Origin of the sequence: Bacteroides sp. MSB163, assembly GCF_036416795.1 — a bacterium.
GTDB classification, from domain to species: Bacteria; Bacteroidota; Bacteroidia; order Bacteroidales; family Bacteroidaceae; genus Bacteroides; species Bacteroides maternus.
The window spans coordinates 4,545,320-4,560,579 of the sequence record NZ_CP143867.1 but is presented as its reverse complement, the minus strand read 5'-3'; the positions used below and the strand labels follow the sequence as shown (position 1 = coordinate 4,560,579).

11 protein-coding genes are annotated in these 15,260 nt (G+C 39.6%); 2 read left to right on the top strand and 9 right to left on the bottom strand.

The window, feature by feature from the left end; all coding sequences use genetic code 11:
• Positions 1–85 precede the first annotated feature (85 nt).
• Positions 86–2,608 carry an ATP-dependent Clp protease ATP-binding subunit gene (locus VYM24_RS17500; protein WP_007218560.1) on the bottom strand — a complete coding sequence of 841 codons (2,523 nt, stop codon included), beginning with the start codon at positions 2,606–2,608 and terminating at the stop codon, positions 86–88.
• A 333-nt stretch (positions 2,609–2,941) separates the two neighbouring features.
• Here VYM24_RS17500 and gyrA point away from each other — a divergent pair, with 333 nt between their 5' ends.
• Together gyrA and VYM24_RS17490 are read left to right on the top strand one after the other, a co-directional pair.
• A complete protein-coding gene (gene gyrA, locus VYM24_RS17495) occupies positions 2,942–5,509 on the top strand; it encodes a DNA gyrase subunit A (protein WP_291551234.1) in 2,568 nt (855 codons plus the stop codon).
• Positions 5,510–5,540: 31 nt separating this feature from the next.
• Complete coding sequence (locus VYM24_RS17490; protein WP_330940501.1) at positions 5,541–6,752, top strand: tetratricopeptide repeat protein; 1,212 nt, start codon at positions 5,541–5,543, stop codon at positions 6,750–6,752.
• 187 nt (positions 6,753–6,939) lie between these two features.
• Here VYM24_RS17490 and VYM24_RS17485 read toward each other — a convergent pair whose 3' ends face one another.
• The 8 genes from VYM24_RS17485 to VYM24_RS17450 form a co-directional block, all read right to left on the bottom strand.
• Positions 6,940–8,070 (bottom strand): universal stress protein, encoded by a 1,131-nt coding sequence (locus VYM24_RS17485; protein WP_299091281.1) that lies wholly within the window; start codon positions 8,068–8,070, stop codon positions 6,940–6,942.
• Positions 8,071–8,153: 83 nt separating this feature from the next.
• Positions 8,154–8,426: a hypothetical protein gene (locus VYM24_RS17480; RefSeq protein ID WP_007218563.1), complete on the bottom strand. Its 273-nt coding sequence runs from the start codon at positions 8,424–8,426 to the stop codon at positions 8,154–8,156.
• A gap of 202 nt (positions 8,427–8,628) precedes the next feature.
• Positions 8,629–9,468 (bottom strand): tetratricopeptide repeat protein, encoded by an 840-nt coding sequence (locus tag VYM24_RS17475; RefSeq protein ID WP_291551230.1) that lies wholly within the window; start codon positions 9,466–9,468, stop codon positions 8,629–8,631.
• A 12-nt stretch (positions 9,469–9,480) separates the two neighbouring features.
• Positions 9,481–11,325 carry a BatD family protein gene (locus VYM24_RS17470; protein WP_330940500.1) on the bottom strand — a complete coding sequence of 615 codons (1,845 nt, stop codon included), beginning with the start codon at positions 11,323–11,325 and terminating at the stop codon, positions 9,481–9,483.
• Positions 11,326–11,347: 22 nt separating this feature from the next.
• Positions 11,348–12,064: a tetratricopeptide repeat protein gene (locus VYM24_RS17465; RefSeq protein ID WP_291551227.1), complete on the bottom strand. Its 717-nt coding sequence runs from the start codon at positions 12,062–12,064 to the stop codon at positions 11,348–11,350.
• On the bottom strand, positions 12,048–13,094 hold the full coding sequence (locus VYM24_RS17460; RefSeq protein WP_299091269.1) for a VWA domain-containing protein: 1,047 nt from the start codon (positions 13,092–13,094) through the stop codon (positions 12,048–12,050). The genes VYM24_RS17465 and VYM24_RS17460 overlap by 17 nt, the downstream gene beginning before the upstream one ends.
• A 42-nt stretch (positions 13,095–13,136) precedes the next feature.
• On the bottom strand, positions 13,137–14,120 hold the full coding sequence (locus VYM24_RS17455; RefSeq protein WP_007662474.1) for a vWA domain-containing protein: 984 nt from the start codon (positions 14,118–14,120) through the stop codon (positions 13,137–13,139).
• A gap of 58 nt (positions 14,121–14,178) precedes the next feature.
• The gene (locus VYM24_RS17450; RefSeq protein ID WP_330940499.1) at positions 14,179–15,258 is read right to left on the bottom strand and encodes a hypothetical protein; all 1,080 of its coding nucleotides are present in this window, start codon (positions 15,256–15,258) and stop codon (positions 14,179–14,181) included.
• Positions 15,259–15,260 lie beyond the last annotated feature (2 nt).

The window sequence follows — 15,260 nt, the reverse complement described above, 5'->3', positions numbered from 1 at the left end:
GTTTGGCAAGTGTAATGCAAAAAAAATGCCAGCCCATAAGGACTGACATTTTGACTGTTTATCATCTTCTAAGAAGACTTTATTTTCATGCTTTCTTAATGTCCAGTTCTCCTTTTTCTTCGTTCAAAGAGACAGAAATCGTATCGCCCGTCTGCAATTCAGAAGAAATAATCAATTCCGAAAGTCCATCTTCCAGATAAGTCTGGATGGCACGCTTCAACGGACGGGCACCAAACTGCACATCATATCCTTTAGATGCCATGAATGTCTTGGCCTTAGCATCAATAACAAGCTTATATCCAAGAGATTCCACGCGCTCATACAAGCCTTTCAACTCAATATCGATAATCTTTTCGATAGCATCCAGCGAAAGCTGGTCGAAAGTAATAATCTCGTCGACACGATTCAGAAACTCAGGGGCAAACGACTTATTCAAAGCCTTTTGTATCACGCCACGTGAATATTCTTTATCATCCGTACGATTCTGGGCGGCAAAACCTACACCACGACCAAAGTCTTTCAATTGACGTGTACCGATGTTGGAAGTCATGATAACCACTGTATTCTTGAAATCTACAGTTCTGCCATAACTGTCAGTCAGGCGACCTTCATCCATCAGTTGTAACAAGATGTTGAATACATCTGGGTGGGCTTTCTCAATCTCGTCCAACAATACGATAGAATAAGGTTTACGGCGTACTTTCTCTGTCAACTGTCCGCCTTCTTCGTATCCTACGTATCCCGGAGGTGCACCAACAAGGCGAGAAACGGTAAACTTCTCCATATATTCACTCATATCCACACGTATCAGCGCATCGGCAGAACCAAACATATATTTCGCCAATTGTTTCGCCAAGTGAGTTTTACCTACACCCGTAGGCCCCAGGAACAAGAATGTTCCGATAGGACGGTTAGGATCTTTCAATCCTACACGACTACGCAGAATAGCTTTCGTCACCTTTTCAATAGCCGGGTCCTGAGCTATAACTTTAGCTTGCAGCTCTTCTTTCATACCTGCCAACTTGATACCTTCAGCCTGTGCCATACGCTGTACGGGCACACCGGACATCATAGAAACCACATTCGCAATTTCTTCCTCACCAACTATCTGACGGTCATCTTTTAAGCGAGCTTCCCATTCAGCCTTCATCTCTTCCAGACGAGCAGAAAACTCTTTCTCATGATCACGGAAGCTGGCAGCAAGTTCGAAATTCTGCGATTTCACCGCATCCGCCTTTTGTTGACGGGCTTCTTCGATCAGTTTCTCCTGTTCTTCAATCTCTTTCGGAACAGTAATGTTTGTCAGATGGACGCGCGAACCGGCTTCGTCCAAAGCATCAATAGCCTTATCCGGGAAATTACGGTCAGTAATGTAGCGGTCTGTCAACTTGACACATGCTTCCAGCGCTTCATCCGTATAAGTCACATTATGATGGTCTTCGTACTTCTCTTTGATATTCTTCAATATCTGGAGCGTTTCCTCGGCAGTGGTCGGTTCAACAATCACTTTCTGGAAACGGCGTTCCAAGGCACCGTCTTTTTCTATATTCTTCCGGTATTCATCAAGGGTAGTGGCGCCTATACATTGTATTTCACCACGTGCCAATGCAGGTTTCAGCATATTGGCAGCATCCATAGAACCGGCAGCTGCTCCGGCACCCACAATCGTGTGAATCTCGTCAATAAACAGAATTACGTTCGGATTCTTCTGTAACTCATTAATGATAGAACGAATACGTTCCTCAAACTGGCCGCGATACTTGGTTCCGGCTACTACAGAAGCCATATCAAGCATTACCACACGTTTATCAAACAGAATACGGGATACTTTCTTCTGAACAATACGTAATGCTAATCCCTCTACAATAGCTGATTTACCTACACCAGGTTCACCTATCAATACCGGATTATTCTTCTTACGACGGCTCAAAATCTGAGCCAACCGCTCGATTTCACGTTCACGACCTACCACAGGATCCAGTCTACCTTCTTCCGCAGCCCGGGTCATATCCATACCAAAGTTATCCAATACCGGAGTATCATTGGATGGTTTCTTAGACGCTGTTTGCGTAGAAGACTGTGAACTACCACTTTGAGAAGAACGTGAAGACATATTCATTTCATCTTCTTCCTCGTCATCATCTTCCGTAAATCCCATACCTGCGTTAGGGCTGGCTTTCATAGAAAGCTGTTCAAACACTGACTTATAATCTATATTATTTTCTTCCAATACCGTAGCGGCCAAATTATTACCGTCTTTCAAGATAGCCAGCAATACATGTTCAGTATCAGCAGTGGCGCTCTTCAGCAGACGAGCCTCGAGTATACACATTTTCAATATCTTAGCTGCCATAGGAGACAATGGAATGTCTGCATCAGGCAACAAGTTATCATCTTCAATCTCTTTTAAAAAACCTTCCAGACGTTTCTTAACTCTGTTTAGGTCTATATCCAGTTTCTGCAATATTTCTATAGCTTTCCCTCCGCCGTCTCGCAACATGCCAAGTAGAAGATGCTCCGGACCGATATATCTATTCTTCAGCCGGTTAGCTTCCTCCTTGCTGTAAGTGATAATGTCAGAAACTCTTTGTGAAAACTGATTATTCATACTTAATATTCTCCTTCCTTATTCTAAGGTGTTACTTAATACAAAGATACGCATTTATAATTTCCAGTACGTATTCTATCGTTTTATTTATTATTTATATACAAAACACGTGCCACAGTTTAATATCCGTTCACCAGTATTATACTAAAGTGCTTTCATTCTTGGGAAAAAGCTCCTTATTAACACCTTATTTATATATTATAAGAACAAAGTAGGTGAGAGAATGGTTCTGAAATAAAGTTTATGGGCGAAAACTTTTGTATATCGTAAAAAAGCAGTACTTTAGCGTGGTTTTTCATGAACCAAAGTATGTATAATTAATAATCTTTTTAAATGCTTGAACAAGACAGAATTATAAAGATTAACATCGAGGAGGAAATGAAGTCATCGTACATTGACTACTCCATGTCGGTCATCGTTTCGCGTGCCCTTCCAGATGTTAGAGATGGTTTTAAGCCTGTCCACCGCAGAATTCTCTTCGGAATGATGGGACTGGGAAATACGTCTGATAAACCTTATAAAAAATCAGCCAGAGTTGTAGGTGAAGTATTGGGTAAGTATCACCCGCATGGTGACTCTTCCGTTTACGGTGCATTAGTTCGTATGGCACAGCCTTGGGCAATGCGTTACATGGTGGTAGATGGCCAGGGTAACTATGGTTCGGTAGACGGCGATAGCGCAGCAGCTATGCGTTACACCGAGTGTCGCTTGCGCAAGATCGGTGAAGATATGATGCAAGACCTCGACAAAGAAACCGTTGATATGCAGAGTAACTTCGACGATTCTTTGCAGGAGCCTACCGTTATGCCTACCCGTATCCCAAACCTTTTGGTAAACGGTGCATCTGGTATTGCTGTAGGTATGGCAACCAATATGCCGACCCACAACCTTTCAGAGGTTATTGATGCTTGCATTGCATACATCGAGAACAACGATATTGAGATAGAGGAGTTGATGAACTATGTGAAAGCTCCCGATTTCCCAACAGGAGGATATATATATGGTATGAGTGGCGTACGCGAGGCATATCTTACTGGTCGCGGTCGCGTTATCATGCGTGCAAAAGCAGAAATTGAAACCAGTTCTACACATGACAAAATAGTCATCACGGAAATCCCGTATGGTGTCAATAAGGCGGAACTGATCAAGAATATCGCCGATTTAGCCAATGATAAGAAGATAGAAGGTATCTCCAATGCCAATGACGAGTCTGACCGTGAAGGTATGCGTATCGTGATTGATATCAAACGTGATGCCAACGCCAGCGTAGTCTTGAATAAGCTCTATAAGATGACGTTGTTACAGACTTCTTTTAGTGTGAACAACGTAGCATTGGTACATGGGCGTCCTCATTTGCTGAATCTGAAAGACATGATTAAGTACTTCGTAGAACATCGCCATGAGGTGGTTATCCGTCGTACTCAATATGACTTACGTAAGGCTAAAGAACGCGCTCATATATTGGAAGGCTTAATCATAGCATCAGATAATATCGATGAAGTAATCCGTATCATCCGTGCAGCAAAGACACCTAATGACGCTATTTCCGGCTTGATAGAACGATTCCAATTAACTGAAATTCAGTCTCGTGCCATCGTAGAAATGCGTTTGCGCCAATTGACCGGTCTGATGCAGGATCAGCTCCACGCTGAATATGAAGAAGTAATGAAGCTGATTGCTTATTACGAAGAAATTCTGTCGAATGACGAACTTTGCCGCAAAGTTATTACTGATGAATTAATTGAAGTAAAAGCAAAATACGGAGATGAACGTCGTTCTGAAATTGTTTATTCATCTGAAGAATTCAATCCAGAGGATTTCTATGCAGATGACGAAATGATTATCACCATTTCTCATATGGGCTATATTAAACGTACTCCATTGAGTGAGTTCCGTGCTCAAAACCGTGGTGGAGTAGGCTCTAAGGGCACAGATACCCGCGATGCAGACTTCATTGAACACATATATCCGGCAACCATGCACAATACCATGATGTTCTTTACTCAAAAGGGTAAGTGCTATTGGCTCAAAGTATATGAAATCCCTGAAGGCACCAAGAATTCCAAGGGACGTGCCATCCAAAACTTGCTGAATATTGATTCAGACGATGCTGTAAATGCATATCTGCGTGTGAAGAACCTTTCTGACACAGACTTCATCAACAGTCATTATGTCTTATTCTGTACCAAGAATGGTGTTATTAAAAAGACATTACTTGAACAGTATTCCCGCCCTCGCCAGAATGGTGTAAACGCTATTACTATCCGTGAGGACGACCGCGTTATCGAAGTACGTATGACTAATGGTGACAATGAAATCATCATTGCCAATCGTAATGGACGTGCTATTCGCTTCCACGAAAGTGCTGTACGCGTTATGGGACGTACTGCAACCGGTGTACGTGGTATGACGCTTGACGAAGACGGACAAGATGAAGTAGTAGGAATGATTTGTATTAAAGATATTGAAGCTGAAACCATTATGGTCGTTTCTGAACAAGGTTATGGTAAACGTTCTGATATCGAAGACTACCGTAAGACTAATCGTGGTGGCAAGGGTGTTAAGACAATGAATATCACCGATAAAACCGGTAAATTGGTAACAATCAAGTCTGTAACAGATGATAATGACCTGATGATTATCAATAAATCTGGTATCACCATTCGTCTGAAAGTTGCTGATGTCCGTATTATGGGGCGTGCTACCCAGGGTGTTCGTCTGATCAATCTTGAAAAGAGAAACGATGAGATTGGTTCAGTATGTAAAGTTACATCAGAAAGCATGGAAGATGAGATTCCTGTTGATGATGAAAATTCTCCGATTCCCACTATAAATGAGGTAGAAGGAGAGGAGGAAGACTATAACTCTGATAATAAAGTCAATAATGAAGATGAAGAATAGACATAATATTAATTTTAATTTTACAACTATCATGAAAAGAGTATTATTTTCAGTGATTTTATTGCTCGCTGCAGGCTTCACTTTCGCTCAAGAAAAGACTGTGAAAGAAGCTAAAAGCATTGCAAATGAAGTGAATCCGGACTTTAATAAGGCCGAGCTGCTCATCAATCAAGCCTTGACTAATCCTGAAACAAAGGATAATGCCGATACTTGGGATGTAGCAGGTTTTATTCAGAAAAGGATTAATGAAAAACAGATGGAAAATGCCTATTTAAGAAAACCTTATGATACTCTTAAGGTATATAATAGTGCATTGAATATGTGCAAATACTACCTTAAGTGCGATGAACTCGCACAAGTTCCAAATGAAAAGGGAAAAATCAAGAACAAGTACAGAAAACCCAATGCTGCTGCTATTGTAGCAGAACGCCCAAACTTGATCAATGGCGGTATTCAATATTATAACTTAGAGAAGAACAAAGAAGCATTAGATTTCTTTGGAACTTATATTGAAATTGCTCAGAATCCGATGTTTGAAAAGGAAAACTTCTTGCAGACAGATACACTCTTAGCTCAGATTGCTTATTATGCAAGCTTGGCAGCAGCAAAGATGGAGGATTATCCCAGTGTTCTGAAATATGCTCCTTATGCACAGAACGACAAAGAAGTAGGTCAGTATGCTATGGAGTTCATCTCTACAGCTTTAAAAGCCCAAGGCGATACTGTTAAGTGGATTGCTTCATTGAAAGAAGGTTTGCAAAAATATCCTCAACATTCATTCTTCTTCGGTCATTTAATTGATTATTATAGCAATAACAATAAATACGATGAAGCCATGCAATTCGCCGATGAAATGTTAGCTAAAGACCCCAATAATACATTCTATCTGTATGTAAAAGGATATCTTTACCATAATATGAAGGATTATGATAAGGCTATTGAATACTACAAAAAGACAATTGAAGTAGATCCTACTTATGCAGAAGCTTATTCCAATTTAGGACTGATCTACTGTCTCCAGGCTCAAGACTTCTCAGAAAAAGCTACTACTGACGTTAATGATCCTAAATATAAAGAAGATCAGATTACCTTGAAAGCTTTTTATGAAAATGCAAAACCTTGCTATGAAAAAGCAAGAGAATTAAAACCTGACCAAAAGGATTTATGGTTGAATGGTCTTTACAGAGTATATTATAATTTAGATATGGGACCAGAATTTGAAGAAATTGAAAAGCTGATGTAAAGTATAAACTTAAAAAGCAGCTGTCTCAAAAATAGATTTTTTTGAAGCGAACCCTAAAAGTTTTACTTTTAGGGTTTATTTTTATGGGTAAGATTCAAGAAGGTGGCTTTAATTTTGTAAAAAGAATATTAGTATTATATATTAAACATAATGCTGATATTAATCTAAAATAATTGCGCTATTTATTTTAGCTTGGGCGTCCATAAATAACTAACAACGGTGTATCAGAATGAAAAATCATCTTCCGAGCAATACCTGGATTAAATAAGCGAGAGAATATATTCCGTTTATAAGTAGTCAACGTAATTATATCAATATGATTAGTTTTTATGTAATTATCTAAGCTGTTCAAGAAATCATCATTCATCACAACATCATAATGAATTTCCAGGTCCGGATACTGCTTTTGAAAGTATTCCTTAATACCACCTAATTTAATTTCATTCCAAGTGTCCTTAACATCTGACAAATGAATCAAAGATACAGAAAAATGAAATGGCTTTAAAGCAGCAATCAAAGAATCAAATGCGATTAAATCCCGTTGATCAAAATTGGTGATAAATGCAATACGTTTAGCTTCTGCAAACTGTTTAAATGGAGTATTCTCGGGAATGGCTAAAACTGGTACACGGCTTCGCTCAATTACCTCAGCAGTTACACTACCAATTAAATCTATATCTTTCTGATTTTTACCACGAGTCCCCATAATAACAATACGTGGTCGATATTCCTTCGAATAACGAAGAATTTCCTCTTCTGGAATACCTTCACGCAACACACAATTATATTTTACATTCGGAAATTCTCCTGAAGCTACTTTTGCTTTTACCTTGTCAGATAAAGAGTTTAAGTCTGCATGAACTCTTTGTAATATGTTTTTTACATTTTCATCATCTGTAAGCTGATAATTAAAAACATCTCCATAAGGTAATGATGTGGTATAGATTGGTGTAAAGTAAACATGAAGCAGCACAACTTCCGCTCCCATATTCTGAGCAAAATTAAAACCAAACTCACATGCCTTCATTGAATAATTAGAAAAGTCTACAGGAATTAAGACCTTGTTACTCTCCTTTTCTACTTTGGGTGACTTCCCTCCCACTACCTCTTCAGAAAGCCAAGCAGAGCTCTCAGTTATCTTCAATGCACGCGGTAGATCGCTTTCTTTTATACGTAAGCGCACCCCTGAAGACACTACAGGTTGTATTTGATTTACATTATGAATATAGGTTTCAATACCTTCATTCTCAAGCACATTCTTCAATATCTGAGCTTTTGCATAAGTCAGAATAGCTAAGGTTACTAATTTGTCTTCCATAATCAACTGTTTTTACTTTATAAACAAATAAGAAATCCCAATTGTTTGTCTATCAATTGGGATTCATTTATAACTTTCTTTTCTTAAGCTCGAACAGGCTCAGCACTGGCATTCATTTCATCTAGAATTTTTAGAGCTCTATCAAGGACGGTAGTATCATCCAACATAACCAACCCACCATCCGGACCAGGTTCTAAATGTATCCCAACACTCTTACCCTCTTTAAAATTGTGACCGCCAAAAAAGTTTCTAACCGTATCAACGTTCAATCCGAGCTCATCGGCTATTCTATGCATACTACCAGTAGGTAATGAATCTTTAATTCTGCGAAGTTCATTAAATGTTATTGTTCTCATATTTATAAATTTAATGGTTAATAACTCTGTGAGTTTCACTTATCACGCTATAAACTTAAGGAAAAAAAAAGATAAAACAAACTATTTCAGTGTCTTTTTTATAAAAATAAAGAAGCCTGTCAAAAGGAGATTTGTATTTTCCCTTTCAACAGGCTTCTTTTTATTATTAACTATCTTATTATGAAAGAATTATATCTATCAATCAGATAACTTCAACAGATGCCGCAGGTACCCATCCTACTTTACCATCCTCTAAGCGGATTTCTTTCCATTCACGCATGGAGTTATCTTTAATTTCAACCTTCCGTCCCTCATGCAATATGAACAAACTGGTGCCACTTTCACTCGGAGTACTACGTACTGTTACACTTGGAGTTAGTACGATAGCATTGTTACGATTCAATAGCTCATTTTTTTGTTGAAAAGCAAAGACATTCGCTAATATAACTAACACCAGAAATACTATCCCTGCAATAAATCCTATTTTCTTCCACACGATTTGCTTGGAAAAGAAGAAGAAGTAAAGAGATGCAAGCAACAAAAAGAAACAAACAACGCCTACCTTTGCCCAAGCATCCACACTCAAACAATTAATCAATGATTTCGTCCAAGATACAAAGAAAACCTCGGGTACGGGAATCACTTTATCAATTGTTTTTGCACGAGCAATCTCCAAATTAGCCCGAATATCAGCATTGCCTGGCTGTATTAAAAGTGCACGCTCATAATTTAAAATGGCTTTTGCTATATCATCAGCCTTATAGTAGCTATTTCCTAAGTTATAGTATACCTCAGCCGCTTCTCCTTCTTTCAGCAGAGCTTCATATATCTGAATAGCAGAGGCATAATCATTCTTCACATATGCGCTATCTCCTTCTGCTTTTGTCACACTGTTCGCTTGCGCAGCAGCTGAAAATTCAGTGTGTGAACCTATTGTTACCGAATCATTCGCTTGTTGTAATGTATCCGATGCAGTCTGTCCAAAAGAGGTCAATGCCATTAACAGGCCAACAAAAGTAAAAAACAATATTTTTTTCATCATATAACCTCCTAATTAATGTTTAATCGAATTCTCCATTTTACTTATTACTGCTAATGAAGCCGAATAGACTTTATCCATAGCCTGGTTATCATCGCCAGGAGCAAAACGAGCAAACTCACAATCATTCAATGCAGTCAGGAATTCTTTAATCAAAGCATCCTCCACTCCATATTTACGAAGTTCCTCTTCAATATTATCTTTTGAAAGTCGAGAAACCGGAATATTCAATTTATCGCTTATATATCCCCAAAGAGCCTTCAATACTTCGTCATAGAAAACATCTTTTTTATTCTCAGCTAACAACTTACCAGCTAACTTCATACGTTTAACAGCAACCTTATTTGCCTTTTTCGTACGCATTTTCGCAACGTTAGCATTAGCAGCTATCTGCTTACGGTAAATGACAAAGAAAATGATAAACGCAACGCTAGGTACTAAATAGAGCAACCAGTACAACATAGAGTCAAAGAAGAAGTCTCCCGTTTGAGAAAGCGTCACATCATTTTGCTTGATGAAGCGAATATCCTCATTCAAGACTTTCAAATCCTCTTTATTCGTAAAGTTAGCAATAGTTTGCGCTGCATTTCCTTCACCTTTCTCTACATGCAATTCATACTCTTCGGTAGTCAATATCTTATAAGTACGGGATTTGATATCGAAATAGCTGAATTTCACCGCTGGTATTTTAAATGTTCCGGCATTGCGTGGAATAGCCAGATATTCAATAACCTTACTACCCGAAAGTCCTGCACTTGTCAGCCTGAATTTATTATCAACTTTAGGGTCATATACCTCGAAGTCATCTGGGAATTTCACCTCAGGATCACCGATTAACTTCAAATTGCCTGTACCGGAAATGACGAGTTTAACAGTTACAGCATCGTTTGTCTTTACATTAGTACTATTAATGGAAGAAGAAATGCTAAACTCTCCCACTCCACCGGAAAAATCAGCAGGTTTATCGCCTGGTAAGGGTTTTACATCTACAGTTAGTTTCGGTGTCATCAATGTCTTTTTGACCTCAATGTAGTTACTGCCACCATTAAAGAAAGCTTCAAACGGATCAGATACATGAGTAGCTTTAGCAATAGAAGCATCAAAACGTGCCGGATCAATAGTCAAATTACCAGACTGCTGCGGAAACAGCACAAATTGCCGGTAAACAGTAGTTTGATAATTCCGTCCCTTATAATGTTCCAAGCTCCATTTTCTATCACCCGGAAGTTCTACTTCCTGTGAATGAAATCCCTTAAAATCAGGAAGTTTCACATTGTCAAAGCCGCGGAGGTCAACCAGAGTATAAATTTTATAAGTCAGCAAGAATGCTTCTTGTTCATACACATTGGTCTTACTAATAGTAGGCAAAATAAAGAGGTCCTGATTGGAAACAGAAGCTCCTGAAGAAGCACGGCTGGTATTGCCCTGCTGGCTACCATTACCTCCGCCTGAAGAAGTTGCTCCGGCCTGATCTGCTGGCAGAACCTTGATCTGCACAGAATTAGAAACCATCTGATTACCATCTGCTGTAATTGTAGCTCCTGGAATTGTGAAACTACCTTCAGCAGTAGCCATCAGTATATAAGTGAAAGTATTACTGCTGGTTGAGGTCGATACCCCATTAACTATTTGCATACTACTTTGCTGAGAGCGACTGGGTCCCATCAGTACGTCAAATCCCTTAATAGAGGGAGCACGGAAATCTCTCACCTTCTGTGTAGTCACTGTATATGCCAGTCTGAACTGGTCACCCACCGCTACAGCATCAGGAGCTGATGCGGTAAATGACACCTTGTCATTAGCCAAAGCTTGCAGACTGACTACTACCAGTGCTATCCATAAGAAAATTAATTTTCTCATATATTATCGTATCTTTTATTATTTACCAATCCTTTTCCAAACGACCACCTTGGATAACTTGCTGTTTCTTCACCTTATCCTGTACATCTTTCTCATCCTGCATCACCGACTTCAAAAGTTGTTCAGCATTTTCCTTTGACATCTGATTTTCTTGTGGCTGAGGAGGTTGCTGCTGTTGATCCTGATTCTGCTGATCTTGTTGATTTTGGTCTTTTTTGTCTTTATCTTGTTCTTTTTCCTGATCCTTTTTATCCTGATTCTGATCTTGGTTTTGATCTTGATTCTGCTGATTCTGTTCCTGATCTTTCAGCATTTTCTGAGCCAAAGCCAAGTTATAACGCGTCTCGTTATCTTTCGGATTATTACGTAGCGACTCTTTGTATGCTTCCACAGCTTTGGCATAATCCTTACCGGAGTGGAATATTACTCCCATATTATGATAGATTTGAGCAAGATTACCCTTATCTTTCTCCATTTTTGTGGCAGCAACAAACTGCTCCATAGCCTCCTGCAACTTATTCTGTTGCATAAGCGTATTACCCAGATTATACATGGATATCGTTGACTTCGGATTCACATCAATAGCTTTCCGATAATTCACTTCAGCATTTACATACGTACTATCTTTATAAGCACGGTTTCCCTTACGAATATAGTCGCGTTCCGCTTTCTGTGCAGAAACTGAAATAGCCGTCAGTAGCAGCAAGATTATTCCGATAGTCCTATTTCTCATCATCATACCTTTCTTCCTTTTTAAACAGATGGATATTACGGAATAATGGGTTTTTACGTTCCAAAATCAGCATTTCAGCCAACAACAGTAACAATATAATCCATGCAACAGCCTGGAATTGTTCGTTGAACTCTGTATAAACCTGTGTTTCCACATCCGCTTTCGCCATTTTATTAATTTCTTGAGCAATTGCCTTTTGCGCAGCATTTGAATTGTCTACACGCACATAAATCCCATCTCCTGCCTGAGCTATTTCCTGACACATCTGCTCATTCAAGCGGGTTACAACCACATTTCCGTCACGGTCACGGCGGAAATCATTGGTTCCTTCTACGGGAATAGGTGCACCATCAGGCATACCCACCCCCAGAACACTGACTTGAATACCTTTATCTGCAGCAGCCTTGGCAGCTTCCACAGCTCCGCCTTCATGGTTTTCACCGTCAGTAATAACGATGACGGCACGCCCTACTCCTTCCTGGGGTGTAAAACTGCGGGTAGCCAGATTAATAGCTGCACCGATAGCCGTACCCTGCTTGGATATCAACGACGGATTAATAGATTCCAAAAACATCTTGGCAGAAATATAATCGCTTGTAATAGGCAACTGTGTAAAGGCATCACCGGCAAACACAATCATACCTACCTTATCATTCTCCATCTTGTCAACCAATTGTGCTACCAGTCTCTTGGCCTTCTCCAGACGACTGGGTTGTACATCTTGTGCCAACATAGAGTTAGAAATATCCAACGCAATCATTACCTCTACTCCCTGACGCTTCACAGTCTCCAACTTAGAGCCAAACTGCGGACGTGCCAGCAATACAGCAAACAGTCCGATTGCAGCAAACACCAGCCAAAACTTCACATCCGGACGATATTTAGATACATCCGGCATCAACTGTGCCATTAGCACCGGGTCGCCAAACTTGCGGATCGCTTTCCGTCTCCGATAATTGGAGTACAGGTAGAAAGCCGCCAAGAAAGGCAACAGAAGCAACAGGTATAAATATGTAGGTTCTTCAAATCGAAACATCTTTCTATGTACAATTTAGTAATTTACAATTAATGCATTGTTTTAAGGTATCTTCTTCAAGATAGAATTACGAAGCAATACTTCAAGTAACACGCACAAGAATGCCGCCAAAGCAAACCAACGGTATTCTTCCTGGCGCTTGCTGTATTCCTTCACATTCAACTTGGTTTTCTCCAACTTATCAATCTCCTCATATACCTCTTTCAGCTTAGAATTACTGGTGGCACGGAAATAATTACCTTCTGTGGTAGCCGCAATCTGCGTCAGTGTCTTTTCATCAATCTCCACCGGCATATTGACATACTGCACAGTGTTACCCACCGGATAAGGATACGGAGCCATTCCGTTCGTACCTACACCAATTGTATAAACCCGGATACCAAAACTCTTAGCTATTTCTGCCGCAGTCAGCGGAGATATATCTCCTTTATTATTTGTACCATCCGTCAACAGAATGATTACTTTAGACTTCGCTTTACTATCTTTCAAGCGAGTAACCGCATTAGCAATACCCATACCGACTGCTGTTCCATCTTCAATAATACCACACTTAATGCCTTGAAACAGATTCAGAAGCACTGCATGATCCACTGTCAACGGACATTGCGTAAAACTTTCACCGGCAAATAAAGTTATACCGATATTATCATTGGGCCGACCATTGATAAACTCCGCAGCCACATCTTTAGCTGCTTCCAGACGATTCGGTTTCAAGTCCTCTGCCAGCATACTGGTAGATACGTCAATGGCCATCATAATATCTATACCTTCAATTTCACTGTTTTGCCAGCTATTAGTAGTTTGAGGACGCGCCAACACTACGATAATCAATGCCAAGGCAATAATCCGTAACATAAAAGGCACATGCAACAAATAGTTCTTATAGCTCTTCGGCGTATGAGCATATACACGAGCATCCGAAATCTGAAGTGTAGCTTCATTATTCCTCCGCCTCATGATATACCATACTATATAAGGTATAAGCAACAGCAGCAAAAACAAATATTCAATATTGGCAAAAACCATTGTATTTACTATTTAACAATTTACAATTTAAGATTGGAGTTACCCTTAAATTCTGCTATCATGCAAAATAATTGTATAACTGCATTCCAATATAAACGAACGAACCAATCAAGGCAACCGATAAAACTACGATGCCTATGCCCAGCAATATTTTAGTACGCAATGAACGTTTCTCAATGATGGTAATTTCAGTGGGTTGCGGTTTTGCATTCTCCACTTCTTTCTCCTTGGTTTCATTGATAAATTCAATGGCATTGATCAGATTCGCATCATTTTCGTTCATCAACGGATTATGCTTAGCAAACTTCACCAAATCGGCAGTCTCAAAAAGAGAACGTAAATCTGCAATAGCTTCTTTATCTTGCATTTCAAGCAGCTTTTCTATAATCTCCGAAGAGGTCATTTCCAAGGCATTGAAACCAAAACGCTCTTTAATATACGTACGCAAAGTATCTGTCAATTCCGTGTAATACTCCTTCGACTGTCCCTTTTGCCATACTTTTTCCCCTTTGATACGCTCTATTTCTTTCATCGCCATCTGATGCGGAGGTAACTTCGGTTCAACCTTTACCTTACGGATGATAGGTTTATTGTCACAGATACGCATGATCAGATAGATAAGTAATAACGCAATCGGAATAAGCAATATGCCACAGGTAATAATCCCATACCAGTCTTCCCACACAAAAGGAGGCTGCATTACTGTCTTCGGACCAAAAAACTGTTCTGGATTCTCAGGATCCAATGGCACATTCATCGAATATACCTTCAGTGCCAATGCCTTCGAACGATATGCCTTATTATCCACCAATACTTCCATCGGTGGCAGATAATACAATGCCGAGTCGAATGATGTAACAGTATACTCCTGCGTAATCAGCATTCGTTTATCATCATTTATATACTGCGTATCTGGCTTTGCAACATCTATAATCTCCACACCACTTACCAGTGTATCCGTATAAACAGGGAAAATAGCCCGTTTATCGGCATCCAAGGCTACCTGAAGTTTAATCTTCGCCTGGTCACCGATATAAATTTGCAGAGAGTCAATGGTAGCATCCACTGTTACCGACTGAGCCACTGCCTTGCTAGTCAACATCCCCAATAGGGTTATCAGAAATAGATATCTTTTCATTT

Coding starts and splice junctions, on each gene's coding strand:
- VYM24_RS17485 (WP_299091281.1), bottom strand. CDS start 8,070: ATGGAAGACAAATTAGTAACCTTAGCTATTCTGACTTATGCAAAAGCT.
- VYM24_RS17450 (WP_330940499.1), bottom strand. CDS start 15,258: ATGAAAAGATATCTATTTCTGATAACCCTATTGGGGATGTTGACTAGC.
- VYM24_RS17465 (WP_291551227.1), bottom strand. CDS start 12,064: ATGATGATGAGAAATAGGACTATCGGAATAATCTTGCTGCTACTGACG.
- VYM24_RS17480 (WP_007218563.1), bottom strand. CDS start 8,426: ATGAGAACAATAACATTTAATGAACTTCGCAGAATTAAAGATTCATTA.
- VYM24_RS17460 (WP_299091269.1), bottom strand. CDS start 13,094: ATGTTTCGATTTGAAGAACCTACATATTTATACCTGTTGCTTCTGTTG.
- VYM24_RS17500 (WP_007218560.1), bottom strand. CDS start 2,608: ATGAATAATCAGTTTTCACAAAGAGTTTCTGACATTATCACTTACAGC.
- VYM24_RS17490 (WP_330940501.1), top strand. CDS start 5,541: ATGAAAAGAGTATTATTTTCAGTGATTTTATTGCTCGCTGCAGGCTTC.
- VYM24_RS17475 (WP_291551230.1), bottom strand. CDS start 9,468: ATGATGAAAAAAATATTGTTTTTTACTTTTGTTGGCCTGTTAATGGCA.
- VYM24_RS17470 (WP_330940500.1), bottom strand. CDS start 11,325: ATGAGAAAATTAATTTTCTTATGGATAGCACTGGTAGTAGTCAGTCTG.
- VYM24_RS17455 (WP_007662474.1), bottom strand. CDS start 14,120: ATGGTTTTTGCCAATATTGAATATTTGTTTTTGCTGCTGTTGCTTATA.
- gyrA (WP_291551234.1), top strand. CDS start 2,942: ATGCTTGAACAAGACAGAATTATAAAGATTAACATCGAGGAGGAAATG.